The 13,314-nt window shown below is 60.4% G+C and carries 15 protein-coding genes; 10 read left to right on the forward strand and 5 right to left on the reverse strand.

Translation table 11 applies throughout. The features are described 5' to 3' along the window. Positions 1 to 2: 2 nt before the first annotated feature. Positions 3 to 2,111 (forward strand): ferrioxamine B receptor FoxA, encoded by a 2,109-nt coding sequence (gene foxA, locus IM303_RS10745; RefSeq protein WP_126296415.1) that lies wholly within the window; start codon positions 3 to 5, stop codon positions 2,109 to 2,111. A 77-nt stretch (positions 2,112 to 2,188) separates the two neighbouring features. On the opposite strand, the gene IM303_RS10750 is transcribed toward foxA, so the two are convergent. Continuing rightward, positions 2,189 to 3,604 carry a PLP-dependent aminotransferase family protein gene (locus IM303_RS10750; RefSeq protein WP_041911335.1) on the reverse strand — a complete coding sequence of 472 codons (1,416 nt, stop codon included), beginning with the start codon at positions 3,602 to 3,604 and terminating at the stop codon, positions 2,189 to 2,191. A 176-nt stretch (positions 3,605 to 3,780) separates the two neighbouring features. On the opposite strand from IM303_RS10750, the gene IM303_RS10755 reads away from it, so the two are divergent. Then, positions 3,781 to 3,942 (forward strand): DUF1127 domain-containing protein, encoded by a 162-nt coding sequence (locus tag IM303_RS10755; RefSeq protein WP_032644967.1) that lies wholly within the window; start codon positions 3,781 to 3,783, stop codon positions 3,940 to 3,942. Positions 3,943 to 3,981: 39 nt separating this feature from the next. Here the strand turns inward: IM303_RS10755 and IM303_RS10760 are convergent, their stop codons facing one another. Next, entirely contained in the window at positions 3,982 to 5,370 is a 1,389-nt protein-coding gene (locus IM303_RS10760) for a PLP-dependent aminotransferase family protein (protein WP_048999291.1), read from the reverse strand. Between the two features lie 101 nt (positions 5,371 to 5,471). Here IM303_RS10760 and IM303_RS10765 point away from each other — a divergent pair, with 101 nt between their 5' ends. Beyond that, the gene (locus tag IM303_RS10765) at positions 5,472 to 5,951 is read left to right on the forward strand and encodes a carboxymuconolactone decarboxylase family protein (RefSeq protein ID WP_014882392.1); all 480 of its coding nucleotides are present in this window, start codon (positions 5,472 to 5,474) and stop codon (positions 5,949 to 5,951) included. Here IM303_RS10765 and IM303_RS10770 read toward each other — a convergent pair. Further along, positions 5,938 to 6,840 carry a LysR family transcriptional regulator gene (locus IM303_RS10770; RefSeq protein WP_041911333.1) on the reverse strand — a complete coding sequence of 301 codons (903 nt, stop codon included), beginning with the start codon at positions 6,838 to 6,840 and terminating at the stop codon, positions 5,938 to 5,940. The two genes, IM303_RS10765 and IM303_RS10770, sit on opposite strands and share 14 nt — an antisense overlap. A gap of 100 nt (positions 6,841 to 6,940) precedes the next feature. Between IM303_RS10770 and IM303_RS10775 the strand changes: the two genes are divergently transcribed. The 7 genes from IM303_RS10775 (at position 6,941) to IM303_RS10805 (ending at position 12,548) form a co-directional block, all read left to right on the forward strand. Next, positions 6,941 to 8,353, forward strand: a complete 1,413-nt coding sequence (locus IM303_RS10775; protein ID WP_192986767.1) for an aldehyde dehydrogenase family protein — start codon at positions 6,941 to 6,943, stop codon at positions 8,351 to 8,353. A gap of 75 nt (positions 8,354 to 8,428) precedes the next feature. Next, a complete protein-coding gene (locus tag IM303_RS10780) occupies positions 8,429 to 8,752 on the forward strand; it encodes an antibiotic biosynthesis monooxygenase (protein ID WP_028015378.1) in 324 nt (107 codons plus the stop codon). After that, the gene (locus IM303_RS10785; RefSeq protein ID WP_045631062.1) at positions 8,745 to 9,140 is read left to right on the forward strand and encodes an amino acid-binding protein; all 396 of its coding nucleotides are present in this window, start codon (positions 8,745 to 8,747) and stop codon (positions 9,138 to 9,140) included. The genes IM303_RS10780 and IM303_RS10785 overlap by 8 nt, the downstream gene beginning before the upstream one ends. Next, complete coding sequence (locus tag IM303_RS10790) at positions 9,115 to 9,810, forward strand: helix-turn-helix transcriptional regulator (RefSeq protein WP_193359900.1); 696 nt, start codon at positions 9,115 to 9,117, stop codon at positions 9,808 to 9,810. The genes IM303_RS10785 and IM303_RS10790 overlap by 26 nt, the downstream gene beginning before the upstream one ends. 149 nt (positions 9,811 to 9,959) lie before the next feature. Then, positions 9,960 to 10,430, forward strand: a complete 471-nt coding sequence (locus IM303_RS10795) for a MarR family winged helix-turn-helix transcriptional regulator (protein ID WP_047367261.1) — start codon at positions 9,960 to 9,962, stop codon at positions 10,428 to 10,430. Beyond that, positions 10,427 to 11,494: an HlyD family secretion protein gene (locus IM303_RS10800; protein ID WP_193359909.1), complete on the forward strand. Its 1,068-nt coding sequence runs from the start codon at positions 10,427 to 10,429 to the stop codon at positions 11,492 to 11,494. Before IM303_RS10795 ends, IM303_RS10800 begins: the two co-directional genes overlap by 4 nt. Then, entirely contained in the window at positions 11,484 to 12,548 is a 1,065-nt protein-coding gene (locus IM303_RS10805; RefSeq protein WP_045259544.1) for a DUF2955 domain-containing protein, read from the forward strand. The genes IM303_RS10800 and IM303_RS10805 overlap by 11 nt, the downstream gene beginning before the upstream one ends. Here IM303_RS10805 and IM303_RS10810 read toward each other — a convergent pair. Together IM303_RS10810 and IM303_RS10815 are read right to left on the reverse strand one after the other, a co-directional pair. After that, positions 12,539 to 12,919: a tautomerase family protein gene (locus IM303_RS10810; protein WP_028015384.1), complete on the reverse strand. Its 381-nt coding sequence runs from the start codon at positions 12,917 to 12,919 to the stop codon at positions 12,539 to 12,541. The two genes, IM303_RS10805 and IM303_RS10810, sit on opposite strands and share 10 nt — an antisense overlap. Continuing rightward, positions 12,919 to 13,227, reverse strand: a complete 309-nt coding sequence (locus tag IM303_RS10815) for a carboxymuconolactone decarboxylase family protein (RefSeq protein ID WP_028015385.1) — start codon at positions 13,225 to 13,227, stop codon at positions 12,919 to 12,921. The genes IM303_RS10810 and IM303_RS10815 overlap by 1 nt, the downstream gene beginning before the upstream one ends. Between the last annotated feature and the right edge of the window lie 87 nt (positions 13,228 to 13,314).

Raw genomic sequence — 13,314 nt, forward strand, 5'->3', positions numbered from 1 at the left:
AAATATCTCTGGAGAGGGTTATGTTTGCTAAATCGCGTCTGGCACTGCTGGTGGGATGGGTTACCGGTAGCGTCGCTTTTCCTTTACTGGCGCAGGATGCGCAAAAAACTGACACCGTGGTGGTGACCTCGCAGATGCAGTCTGCGGCCACCAAGCTTGAAACGCCGGATATTGAAACTCCGCAGTCGGTCTCTATCGTCACGCGCGAGCAGTTCGAAGAGCAGGGCGCAACCAGCGTGCGTCAGGCCGTGAGCTACACGCCGGGGGTCTACAGCAACCAGATTGGGGCGTCTAACCGCTTTGACTACATGGTGCTGCGCGGCTTCTCTGACGGCAGCCTGGACAACGTTTACCTGGACGGCCTGAAGATGATGGGCGACACCAACTCCCACAGCTCGCTGGTGGTTGATCCGTGGTTCCTGGACAGTATCGAAGTCGTGCGCGGTCCGGCCTCCGTGCTCTATGGCCGTTCATCGCCGGGCGGGATTGTGGCGCTTACCTCCCGTAAACCGTCGTTCGATCCGGGCGGGGAGATCAAGCTCTTCGCCGGGAACAATAGCCAGCGTGGGGCGATGTTCGACGTCACCGGCCCGGTTGATGACAATGACCGCGTGGCGGTGCGCCTCAGCGGGATGACCCGCTATGCCGATTCCCAGTTCGATCCGCTGAAGGAAGAGCGTTACGCGCTGATGCCGAGCCTGACCTGGCGTATCACCGATAACACCCGTCTGGATCTGATGGCCTACCTGCACCGCGATCCGGAAGGCGGCAGCCACTCCGGCCTGCCGTACGAGGGCACCGTTGTGCCGCACAGCGGGAAGAAAATCTCCAACACGTTCTTTGAAGGCGAAGACGATTACGACAAGTACGATCGTCGGGAAAACATGGTCGGCTATAACCTTGAGCACCTGTTTGACAGCGGCTGGTCCGTGCGCCAGAAGCTGCGCTACCTGCACACCAAAGTGGAGCTGAACCAGGTGTATGCCGCAGGCTGGCTGAATGACACCGAGCTGAACCGCGGCTATTCCGGCTCTGACGAGAAGATGAACGCCATCACCCTGGATAACCAGGTCGACGGCAGCTTCGACACCGGGGCGGTGAACCACCGCGTGCTGATTGGCATGGACTATCAGGACCGCACCAACAACGTGACCGGCTACTATGGCGGCTTCCCGCCGATTGACGCCTTCCACCCGGTTTACGGTGCGAAGCCGGACTACATCACCCAGTACAGCAGGGAAAAGCATAAGCTTCGCCAGACCGGTTACTACCTACAGGATCAGATGTCCGTTGACCGCTGGCGCCTGACGCTTGGCGGGCGTTACGACCAGGTGAGCGTGTCGAACGTCGACAACTTCAACCACACCCGCAGCGATCTGGATAAAAACAACTTCAGCAGCCGCGCGGCGCTGCTGTATCTGTTTGATAACGGCGTTGCGCCGTACGTCAGCTACTCCACCGCCTTTACGCCGACCAGCTTTGCCGACGAGCAGGGCAATATCCTGGATCCGATGAAGGGCAAGCAGTGGGAAGCGGGCGTGAAGTATGAGCCAGAAGGGATGAACAGCCAGTTCAGCGCCTCGGTGTTCCGCATCAACCAGAAGAACATTGCTACCAAAGAGGAGCCGACCGATCCGTACCGTTCCATCGGTGAAATCGAATCCGAAGGCGTTGAGCTGGAGGCGATTGGTCAGCTGACCGACAGCCTGCGCATGCAGGCGGCGTACACCTACACGGATATTCGCTATAAGAAGAGCAGCCCGGAAGAGGAGGGCAAGCGCGCCGTTTATGCCCCGCGTAACATGGCCAGCGCCTGGCTGAGCTACGACGTCAAAACCGGCCCGCTGGACGGCCTGACCGTCGGCTCCGGGGTGCGCTATGTCAACGGGATCGTCAGCGATCGCCAGAACACCCATACGCTTCCGTCGTACACGCTGGTGGACATGGTCGTGGGATATGACCTGTCAAAAGTGGGGCTCACGGGCGTGAGCGCACAGCTGAACGTCAATAACCTGACGGACAAAAGCTACGTCGCGGCGTGTAACTCGCTCTCTTACTGCTACTTCGGCGCAGAACGCAGCATTGTGGGCAGCGTTTCGTGGAAGTTCTGAGTCGTTGATTTTGCCGGGTGGCGGCTTCGCCTTACCCGGCCACTTTATTCCGTAGCGCCACCGGCGCTAAAAACGTACTACTCCTCCATCGCAATCACAATCGCCTCGCCCATCTTCTTCAACGCCTCGCGATGCTTATCCGTCGGCGGCAGCGCCACGTTGATCCGCAGGCAGTTGCGGTACTTCCCGGAGGCGGAAAACAGCGACCCGGCCGCCGCCTGGATCTTCAGGCGGCACAGCTGCTTGCTGACGCACACCATATCCACCTTCTCTGGCAGCTCAACCCACAGCAGGAAGCTCCCCTGCGGGCGCGTGACGCAAATCTCCGCCGGAAAATACTGCCGCACCCAGCAGGTGTAGGTTTCCATATTCTGCTGATAAATCTGGCGCATACGGCGCACGTGGCGATGGTAATGGCCGTCGCGAATAAACGCCGCCACCGCCATCTGGGTGCCCGGCACGTTAAACCCGCCCGCGGCGTATTTCATGTGCATCACCCGGTCGTAATAGCGCCCCGGCACAATCCAGCCGACGCGCAGGCCCGGCGCCACGGTTTTGGTAAACGAGCTGCAGAGGATCACGCGGCCATCGATGTCCATCGAGTGAATGGTGCGCGGGCGCGGGTACTCCGCCGCTAGCTCACCGTAGATATCATCCTCCACAATCACGATATCGTGCCGCTGGGCGAGGGCTAAAACCTGTTTTTTCCGCGCTTCCGGCATGATAAACCCGAGCGGGTTATTGCAGTTGGGCACCAGGATCACCGCCTTGATCGGCCACTGCTCCATTGCCAGCTCTAACGCCTCAATGCTGATCCCGGTTTCAGAGTCGGTGGGAATTTCAATCGCCTTGATGTCAAACCCGCGCAGCATCTGCATGGTGCCGTGAAAAGATGGCGACTCCACCGCCACGATGTCCCCCGGTTTGCACACCGAGAGCAGGGCGATCGACAGCGCGCCGTGGCAGCCGTTGGTGATCACAATGTCGCTTGCCGAGACGGTAGAGCCGCCGTCCAGCATCAGGCGGGCGATCTGCTCGCGCAGCTCAAGGCGGCCGTCGAGCACGTCATAGCTCAGCATCTCGCTTGGGTTATGCTGCGCAAGGCGGCTCATCTCGCGCCACAGGGGCTTCAGGCTCGGCTGGTTAATGTCCGGCGAACCGCCGCCAAAGGAGATCATCTCTTTGTCGGCGCGGGCGTCCAGCAGCATCATCACCTCATCCCACTGGGTGACGTCCACCGGGCGCTGCACCGGGCGCGTCATCGCCGGGACGGGCGGCTGGGCTTTGCGTTTCGAGACAAAATAGCCGGAGCGCGGCTGGGGGGTGATCAGCTGAAGGTTTTCGAGGATCTGGTAGGCCTGCTGTATGGTGCTGATGCTCACGCCGTGCTCCTGGCTCAGGGCGCGCACCGACGGCAGACGCTCGCCGCTGCGATACAGCCCTTGTTCAATGCGTTCTGCCAGAAGGTTGGCCAGGTGTTGATAGCGTGTCATGCTGTATCCTTTATTTTCACCATACAGATTATTAAACCAGTACAGATTGCCGCAAAAAACGGCATGCAGATACCGTTTTAGCGGATCTGTATGTTAAATAAAAGTTGTTTTTGCATCTGTATTGCGCAGGTCGATTTCCAGGATGATAACCCCACTGGCACAGTGAGGAGAGCATTATGGAATTCTACGAGAACCGATCAAAACGTCCGTTCGTCGTATTTGTCTGGATCGGCAAAACGATCCGCAACTGGTATCGCATCAACCGCACCCGCCGCATCCTGAGCCAGATGAGCGACGAGCAGCTCAAGGACGTTGGGTTATCCCGCAATGATATTTAAACCGTGGCCGGGTAAGGCGCAACCGCCACCCGGCGTTTTTCAGCTCAACAGCGCGAGCGTCTGCCGTTTCGGCCTTTCCAGCAGCTCCACCGCCTCCTGATACGTCCGCACGTTGTTATAGCCCATCACCAGCCCGTAGCGTTTGCCCGACCCGCGATACCACTCAGAGAGCGCATTGACCTGCAGCTGCTGTTCCTGCCAGCAGCGGGCCACTTCCCGGTCGCAGCTCCCTTTGGTGAGAAACGCCACGATATGCATCCCGCCGTCGTTTTGCTCGGTGAAAAACAGATCGCCATACACCTCGCGCAGGGCGGCAATCATCCAGTCGCGGCGGGTCTGGTACAGCGCACGCATCTTTTTGAGATGGCGGAAAAAATGCCCTTCGTTGAGAAACGCGGTGAGGATCTTCTGCATCAGCACCGGCTGGCCGCTGGTGGTGATATCCGCGCAGTCGGTAAAGGCCCCGACGGTGCTGGCGGGCATCACCACGTAGCCCATGCGCAGCGACGGCATGATGGTTTTACTGAAGGTGCCCATAAAGATCACCCGGTCGTGCTGGTCGAGGCTTTTCAGCGACGGCAGCACCTTGCGGGTGTAGTGAAACTCTCCGTCGTAATCGTCTTCGATGATCCACGCCTCGTTCTGGCTGGCCCAGTCGAGCAATTGCTGCTTGCGCGGCAGGGAGAGCGTCACCGCCAGCGGGCTCTGGTGCGAGGGGGTGACGATGGCAAAAAGCGCGTCACGATGGTGACGAAGCAGGTATTCCGTATCAATGCCGCAGCGATCGACCGGCGCCGTGTGCAGGCGCGGCACGATCCGCTTCAGCAGCTGCTGGCCCATAAAGTAGCCCGGATCTTCAAATACCACCTTGTCGCTGCGGCTGGCGAGGGTGTCGAGGATCAGCCGCAGGCTGCCGCTGTAGCCGCTGGTGATCAGCACCTGTTCGGCGGTGCAGGACAAGCCGCGCGAGATATTGAGATAGCTGGCGATGGCCTGGCGCAGCGGATACCAGCCCAGGACGGGCGGGTTGAGCATCTCCTCCTGACGCATGGCGCGCGTCGCCTGGCCCGCCAGCAGCAGCCATTTTTTATACGGGAAGCTGTCGAGGGCGGGGATGCCGGGGCGCAGAAAACCGGCCCGCTCGCGCTGGCTGATAAGCGAGGCCGGAAGCGTACCGGTAGGCTGTTCCGCAGGGGCATTGTTATCCGGCAGCAGTAAATCCGGGTTGACCCGCGTGCCGCGCGCGCCCTGGCTCACCAGATACCCTTCACCCGTCAGAATGGCGTACGCCGTTTCGACGGTTTTGCGCGCCACCTTCAGCTCTTCCGCCAGCACGCGGATGGCAGGTACCTTATCCCCCGGCTTCAGCACGCCGCGCGTGATGTTGTCGCGATAGCGGGTATAAATGTCGTGATAGCCCGGCTTCATGTCCTACCTCATTTCACGCTTTTTGTATCTTTTTACTATGTCATGAACGGCGTAGATTTGCCTCATCGCACGGCACATGCCGCACAAAAAGAGGAAAGACAATGAGCACTCGCGTTAACCACCATAAAGTTACACCTGCCCTCGCCAACGCGCTGTCTGCCCTGAGCATGGAGGTGGCAAAAACCTCCATCGACCCGGCGCTGAAGCACCTGATCGACATTCGCGTGTCGCAGCTGAACGGCTGCACCTTCTGCCTGGATATGCACTCTAAAGAGGCCAAAATCGCCGGGGAACGGGAGCTGCGCCTGTACCATCTGGCGGCCTGGCGCGAGTCCCCGCTGTTCAGCGCCCGCGAGAAAGCCGCGCTGGCCTTCACCGAAGCGCTGACCCAGATTGGCGTTCACGGGGTGAGCGACGCGCTGTACCGCAGCGTGGCGGAGCACTTCTCGGACGTGGAGATTTCAGAGCTGAACTTCGCCATCGTGGCGATCAACGCCTGGAACCGTCTGGGGATCACCTCCCGCATGGCGCCCGGCTCGCTGGACGCGGCTTACGGGCTGAATAAGGCTAACCTGGAATAATCCCGCGCTCGCGGATCATCGCCACCAGCGCCCGCAGTCCCGGCGGGACGTGGCGATGGCCGGGGTAATACAGGCGCAGCCCGGCAAAGGGCTGCGCCCAGTCGTTTAAAACGCTCACCAGCTCTCCATTCTCAAGCTCTTCCCGGATATACAGTTCCGGCAAAAATCCTACCCCTAATCCCGCCTTTACGGCGCGGATCGAGGCGAAAAGATCGGATGTCGCAAAGCGTGGCGGTACGGCGAGGGCGTACGTTTCCCCCCGACGCGCCAGCTCCCAGCGGTAGATCCCGCCGTGGGCCATGCGCATGCCGATCCCCTGATGTGAAAGCAGATCGTCCGGCGTCTGCGGAGTACCGTGACGGGCAAAATAGTCCGGCGTGGCGGTCACCAGCTGGCGGATCTCCCCGGTCAGCGGCACGGCGATCATGTCCTGCGGCACGGACTCCTCAAGGCGGATCCCCGCGTCATAGCCTTCCGCAACGATGTCGATCATGCGCGCTTCGCTGACGGTTTCCACGCGCATCTTCGGGTAGCGGATCATAAAGTCGATCAGCAGCTGGTCCAGAAACAGGGTGCCGATATGGTTCGGCACGTTCAGACGTAGCGTGCCGGCGGGTTCCCCGGTGTCGCTGTGGATCTCCTCGCTGGCGAGGCGGATCTCCTGCAGCGCCGGGCCAACGCGCGCCACGTAGCGCTGTCCGGCGTCGGTGAGCGCCACGCTGCGGGTAGTGCGGTTAAAGAGGCGGGTATCCAGGCGGCTCTCCAGCCCGGCAATGGCGTTACTGACCGCCGTGGCGGACATGCCGAGCTCCTGTGCCGCGCCGCGAAAGCTGCCGCGCCGCACCACCGCCATAACCACTTCCAGCTCTGTCAGACCTGAACGATGCATAGATTATCCTGAAAATCGAAACAACCCTTGCAGCATAGCGTGGATTATCGCAACGGAGAAGCCGTGCCAGACTGTGCTCACACAGCCTGAGGAGGTTTATATGCACACTATCGAACAGATCTTTATTAACGGCGAATTTGTTACCCCGCACGGCACCGAACGGTTTGATTTATACAACCCGGCGACGGCGCAGGTCATCGGGCAGGTACGCCTGGCGGATGAGGTTGACGCAGCGCGCGCCGTCGCGGCGGCAAAAGCGGCGTTCCCCGCGTGGTCGCAGACGACAAAGCAGGAGCGCATTGCCGCGCTTAAACGTATGCACGCCGCCGTGGCCGCTCGTCACGACGATCTGCTGGAAGCGGTCATCGAAGAGTACGGCGCGCCCGCCTCGCGCTCGGCGTGGATGGCCAGCTATCCGGCGGAGGTGATTGCTCAGGCGATTGAGGCGCTGGAGGCGTTTGAATTCGTCACCCTCGCGGGCGCAGCCACGGTGCAGATGACGCCGCTTGGCGTGGCCGGGCTGATTACGCCGTGGAACAGCGACGCAGGATTTATCTGCGGCAAGCTGGCGGCCGCGCTGGCCGCGGGCTGTACGGCGGTGATCAAGCCGAGCGAAATGAGCGCCCTGCAAACGCAGATTGTCACCGAAGCGCTGCGCGATGCGGCTCTGCCGCCGGGCGTGTTTAACATCGTCACCGGGCGGGGTGAGACGGTCGGTGACACAATCAGCCGCCATCCGGACGTGGCAAAAATCTCGTTTACCGGTTCGACGCATACCGGCAAGGCGATCCTGCGCAACGCGGCGGAAAGCTTTAAGCGCGTGACGCTGGAGTTAGGCGGGAAATCGCCGACGATCCTGCTGGATGACGTGGATCTGGCGCAGGCGATCCCGCTTGTCATTCAGGCCGGGTTTATGAACAGCGGGCAGGCGTGCGTGGCCGGTACGCGCATTCTGGTGCCTTACTCGCGTAAGGCGGAGATCGAAACCGCTCTGGCGCAGGCCGTGGCGGCGGTGAACTCCGGCGACCCGCGCGATAAATCAACGGATGTCGGCCCGATGGTCAGCGCAAAGCAGTGGCAGCGAGTGCAGGGCTATATCCGCAAAGGTGTCGAAGAGGGGGCGCGCCTGCTGGCGGGCGGCGAGGGGCGGCCGGAAGGCACACAGGACGGCTGGTTTGTGCGCCCGACGCTGTTTGCCGACGTGAACAACCAAATGACGATTGCCCGCGACGAGATTTTTGGCCCGGTGCTGTGCGTAATTCCCTATCGTGACGAGGCGGAGGCGATTGCCATTGCCAACGACACGGACTACGGCCTGAGCGCGGTGGTGCTGGGCGGTGCGGACCGCGCGCGCCGCGTGGCGCAGCAGATTGTTTCCGGTCGCGTGCTGGTGAACACCCTGGCCCATGAACCGAAAGCGCCGTTCGGCGGGTTTAAGCACTCCGGCGTTGGGCGCGAGATGGGCGAGTGGGGGATCCGCGCGTTTATGGAGCCAAGGTCGGTTCTGGGCTAAAGCTTCGCTCTTTACCGAAGCATTGTTCTTTTCCATCCTGCATTCTCTCCTCAACATCACAGCGGAGAGACCATCATGATCGCAGTCCTTTTCGAAGCCAAAGCTGCGCCTGCCCATCAGGCGCGCTACCTCCAACTTGCCGCAGAGCTTAAGCCTTTGCTGGCCGACATCGACGGCTTTATCGACATCGAACGGTTCCAGAGCCTGACGACCGACGGCAAAATACTTTCCCTTTCCTGGTGGCGGGATGAAGAGGCCGTCCGCCGCTGGAAGCAGAACGTCTTCCATCAGGCGGCGCAGGCCGAAGGGCGGGAGTCAATTTTCTCTTTCTACCGTATTCGCGTGGCGCAGCTGGTGCGGGAGTACAGTTCCGAAACGGGAGGGCGCGCGGATGTATGACGTTCACGTGATTTTCCGCGACGGGCCCGGCGAGCTGGCGCGCTTTGGACAGCTGTTGGGGCGCAACGGCGTAGGGCTTGAGGGTGGCGGCGTATTCGGTACCGATGCCCATTTCCTGGTGGAGGACGGGGAAAAAGCCCGCCGCGTGCTAGTGGAGGCCGGGTTTACCGTGCAGGCGGTGCGCAGGCCGGTTATCAGAAAACTCAGGCAGTCGCGTCCCGGCGAGCTGGGTGAAATTGCGGCGGCGCTGGCGGCACGCGGCGTGTCTGTTCTTACCCAGTACAGCGACCATGCGAATCACCTTATTCTGCTGACGGATGATGATAAGCTGGCCGCAGAGATCACCGAACCCTGGGCAGCACATGTTAAAGACAAGCTTACCGACTGATAACGGCGCGGCGCTGGAGCAGGCCATTGCGGCGGTGGCGGCGGCAATGGCCGATCCGTCGCGCGTGAAGATGCTGTGCGCGCTGATGGACGGGCGGGCGTGGACCGCCACTGAACTGAGCACCGCGGCAGACGTCGCCCCCTCGACCGCCAGCGGGCATCTCGCCCGGCTGGTGGAGGGAAAGTTGATTACCTGTCTGTCTCAGGGGCGGCACCGCTACTATCGTCTGGCGGGGCACGACGTGGCGGAGCTGGTCGAACAGATGATGGGGCTCTCCTGGAGCCGCATTGCGCCGCCGGAAACCACCGCGCCGAAGGCCATGCGGGAGGCGCGGACCTGCTACGATCATCTGGCGGGCGCGGTGGCGGTAAAGATCTACGATTTCATGCAGGCGGAAGGCTGGCTGGAGGCAGACGGTTCAGCGCTCACGCTGTATGGCCGGGAGCAGTTTCTGAAACTCGGCGTGTCGTTAAGCGCTCATCCGCGCCGTAAGGCCTGCTGCGCCTGTCTGGACTGGAGCGAGCGGCGGTTTCACCTCGGAGGCGAAGCTGGCGCGGCGCTGCTTATTCATCTGGAAAGCAAAGGGTGGATCCAGCGGGTGGCGGGGTACAGGGAGGTGTTGGTGACGGCTTTGGGAAAAAGTGCCGTCAGGAGGCATTTTAGCCGCTAAACTCCACTGCGGGCTGGTGCCCTCACCCCGACCCTCTCCCACGGGGAGAGGGAGACATCGTTTTCGCAATTCCTGCTCTTTCGTCTCGCGTTTCTTGATACTTACCATGATAACTATTATCTTGACCGCGTGTGACGAGAGGTTTCCCCATGAGTGAAGAAGAACTGTTCTGCCGCAGGCCGATGGGCATGCGGATGGCAATGATCGTGCGCCAGTGGCGTGCGGTGATCGATGATGCCATTCTCGATACCGGCTTAACCCAGTCGAGCTGGACGGTGATGATGCAGCTTCATCAGCTCGGGGATAACGTCTCAATGAGTGAGCTGGCGGAGGTGCAGGGTATTGAACTGCCGCCGCTGATGCGCACCCTGACACAGCTGGAAAAACAGGGTTACCTGCTGCGCACCACATCGCCTTATGACAAGCGCATCCGGCTTCTGACGCTGACGCCTGAGGGAAAAGCCATATTAAAAAGGCTCACTCAGGTGATTGAGACCTATCAGGCTCGCGTATCGCAACACATCGCGCCGGAGCATATCGAGATTTTCAGCGCCACGTTAAATCAAATCGCCTGCAATTTGCGGACAATCCGCGAAGAAGACAACAAGACCGAAAAATAATGACCCCTGAACAAAAGTTTGCCCGCTGGGTAAGGGTGAGTATTGCCTCTTTCCTGCTGATGTTTATCTATTTTGTCGTCGCGGATATCTGGATCCCGCTGACGCCGGACTCCACCGTCATGCGCGTGGTGACGCCGGTTTCTCCGCGCGTCTCCGGCTACGTGGCGGCGGTACATGTCCACAACAACAGCCAGGTGAAGAAAGGCGATCTGCTGTTTGAGCTCGACGACACGCCGTTTCGCAATAAAGTGGAAGCGGCGCAAATCGCGCTGGAGCAGGCGCGTCTCTCTAACGAACAGTTGGACGCGCAGATCGCCGCCGCGCAGGCCAGCCTGAAAACCGCGGTGCTGACCGCGCGTAACGACAAGGTGACCTTCGAACGCTATCAGAAGCTGAGCACGTTACAGAACGTCTCGCAGGCGGATCTGGATAAGGTCCGCACCGCCTGGCAGAGCAGTGAGCAGTCCGTCAGCACGATTCAGGCCAACATCCGGAACCTGCGCATCCAGCGCGGCGAGCGCGAAGAACACCGCAACGTGACGCTGCAAAAATACCGCAACGCGCTGGATGAAGCAGAGCTGAACCTCGGCTGGACAAAGGTCTACGCCCTGGCGGACGGCACGGTCAGTAACCTGCAGTTAAGCCCCGGTTTTTACGCCTCATCCGGCTCCGCCGCGCTGGCGCTGGTAAACAACCAGACCGATATCGTGGCCGATTTCCGCGAGAAGAGCCTGCGCCATACCCGTCAGGGCACCGATGCCGCCGTGGTGTTTGACGCCTTCCCGGGGCAGGTGTTCCGCGCCCACGTGGCCAGCAGCGACGCGGGGATCCTCGCAGGCCAGGAGGCGGTTAACGGCCAGCTCTCCCAGCCGGAGACCTCTAACCGCTGGGTACGAGACGCCCAACGCATGCGCATTCACGTCAAGCTGGATGAGCCGCTGCCGAAGCCGCTGCCAACCGGCGCGCGGGCGACCGTGCAGCTCTACAACAGCGAAGGGCCGTTTGCGCGCTTCTTCTCCGGAATGCAGATCCACCTGGTGAGCCTGCTTCACTATGTCTATTAATACGCTGGCGCGGGTCTTTACCCCGCACGGCAACATCGTCTACACGGCAAACGACTTTCGCCAGACCCTGCGCATCGTTTTTGCCGGGATGATTGCCCTGAGCATATCGAGCTTCTACAACACCAGCTACGGCGTGTTTTTCGTGGTCTATCCGATCATGCTGCTGTCGCTGGTGCCGGTGTTTAACCGCCACGTGGCGAAGCAGTTTATCTTCAGCGCATCGCTGAACTGCGTCGAAATGGTGATTATCATCGGCTATCTTTCCCAATGGCCGGTCATCATGACGCTGGTGGTATTTGCCCTTTACGTGATGCGTTTTCGCTTTATGAGCAAAGGGCCGCTGTTCCTGTTCGGCTCGATGGGCGTTGTGTGCCAGAGCGTAATGCTCAACTTTATGAGCTACCCCACCACCAACTGGCACACGCTGCTGTTTTCCAACATTGAAGCGAGCGTGATGGCGGTGTGCCTGAGCGCGCTGATGAACTACCTGCTGCCGGACGTGGAGCCCCGCAAGCCGCCGCCGCTGATTGAGAAAGACGACGCCCGCGTGCGCCACGAGTCGCTGCTCTCCGGCAGCGTCGCGACGATGATTTTCGTGGTGTTTCAGATTAGCGACTTAAGCGATTCGCTCTCGGCGCTGATGGCAGGAATTCTGATCCTGTTCCCTATGCACTACCGCGGCGCGGTGATGAGCTCCATCTGGCGCGTGGTCGGGGTAGTGCTGGGCTGCCTCTACATTCTGGTGGTGCAGCTTATCCTCTACGATCACAGCAGCCATATGCTGCTGATGATGCCGCTGATTGGCCTCGGCCTGGCGTTTGGCGCGCGGCTGCACGTGATGGAGAAAGTGGGCGCGGGCGTGGGGTTTTCCAGCATCACGACCATCGGCATTATGTTCGGGCAGAACATGCACCCGGACAGCGACCTGGTGTTCAGCGATCTCTATCGCATCACCTCCGTGACCTTTTCGCTGGTGGCGACGCTGACGATGGTCTTTCTGGTGCATTTGATCCTGAACCGTTTCGCCGCCACGCGCTACGTCATTCAGGGCTGATAGCGTTTGCCGCCGCTGAAGCTCCAGTCCTCAGCGGCCGTAAACTGGATAACGACCATCACGTCTCCACCGTCAATGCCCATCTTCTCATTCAGTTGCGCAGCCAGCTGGCGGTAGAGGGCAGATTTCTGTTCAGTGCTCCTCGGCTTACCAGCAACGATGTTAAACAGTATCGCCCCCTCCGTTCTGCCCGTGCTGAGATAGCGCCGATCAATGTATCGATCCCCGGCCGCGAAGCATTCAAAAAAATGGAACCTGTCCTGCGCGGGAACGGCGAAGGTTTCCGTCAGCGCCTGGTGCAGAATGTCCGAGATCTGCTTTTGCTGCATCTCGCTATAGCGGTCACCCGTCATGATACGAACAAACGGCATTATTGTTTCTCCTCTGCAAGGCTGCTCAGCGCGCTGACGGCGGCCGGCCAGCCTGCGTAAAACGCCAGATGGGTAAACGCTTCGGCTATTTCGTCGTCCGTCACGCCGTTTTGCCGGGCGAAGCCGATATGCCAGGGAAGCTGCGCGGTGCGCCCCAGGGCTGCCAGCGCGGCAAGCGTGATCAGACTGCGATCCCGCGGGGCTAACTGCGGACGCTGCCAGATATCGCCAAAAAGTACCTGCTGGCTCAGTTCCGCCAGCTTAGGGGAAACCTGCGCAAGCGTGTCGCGATTCAGTGTTGTGCTCATTTTTATTCCTCCTGTCGTCTGGAAATCACTCTCGCAGGCTGCCACCATAAATAAAATCGCAATGTTCAGGACTGAATGTCCTGAAAA

The organism is Enterobacter cloacae complex sp. P38RS, from assembly GCF_014930775.1.
Taxonomy (GTDB): domain Bacteria; phylum Pseudomonadota; class Gammaproteobacteria; order Enterobacterales; family Enterobacteriaceae; genus Enterobacter; species Enterobacter bugandensis.

What these genes read in the sequence shown, in the direction of transcription:
- IM303_RS10750 (WP_041911335.1), bottom strand. Translation starts at nt 3,604, where the DNA reads ATGACACGCTATCAACACCTGGCCAACCTTCTGGCAGAACGCATTGAA.
- IM303_RS10755 (WP_032644967.1), top strand. Translation starts at nt 3,781, where the DNA reads ATGGAATTCTACGAGAACCGATCAAAACGTCCGTTCGTCGTATTTGTC.
- IM303_RS10760 (WP_048999291.1), bottom strand. Translation starts at nt 5,370, where the DNA reads ATGAAGCCGGGCTATCACGACATTTATACCCGCTATCGCGACAACATC.
- IM303_RS10765 (WP_014882392.1), top strand. Translation starts at nt 5,472, where the DNA reads ATGAGCACTCGCGTTAACCACCATAAAGTTACACCTGCCCTCGCCAAC.
- IM303_RS10770 (WP_041911333.1), bottom strand. Translation starts at nt 6,840, where the DNA reads ATGCATCGTTCAGGTCTGACAGAGCTGGAAGTGGTTATGGCGGTGGTG.
- IM303_RS10775 (WP_192986767.1), top strand. Translation starts at nt 6,941, where the DNA reads ATGCACACTATCGAACAGATCTTTATTAACGGCGAATTTGTTACCCCG.
- IM303_RS10780 (WP_028015378.1), top strand. Translation starts at nt 8,429, where the DNA reads ATGATCGCAGTCCTTTTCGAAGCCAAAGCTGCGCCTGCCCATCAGGCG.
- IM303_RS10785 (WP_045631062.1), top strand. Translation starts at nt 8,745, where the DNA reads ATGTATGACGTTCACGTGATTTTCCGCGACGGGCCCGGCGAGCTGGCG.
- IM303_RS10790 (WP_193359900.1), top strand. Translation starts at nt 9,115, where the DNA reads ATGTTAAAGACAAGCTTACCGACTGATAACGGCGCGGCGCTGGAGCAG.
- IM303_RS10795 (WP_047367261.1), top strand. Translation starts at nt 9,960, where the DNA reads ATGAGTGAAGAAGAACTGTTCTGCCGCAGGCCGATGGGCATGCGGATG.
- IM303_RS10805 (WP_045259544.1), top strand. Translation starts at nt 11,484, where the DNA reads ATGTCTATTAATACGCTGGCGCGGGTCTTTACCCCGCACGGCAACATC.
- IM303_RS10810 (WP_028015384.1), bottom strand. Translation starts at nt 12,919, where the DNA reads ATGCCGTTTGTTCGTATCATGACGGGTGACCGCTATAGCGAGATGCAG.
- IM303_RS10815 (WP_028015385.1), bottom strand. Translation starts at nt 13,227, where the DNA reads ATGAGCACAACACTGAATCGCGACACGCTTGCGCAGGTTTCCCCTAAG.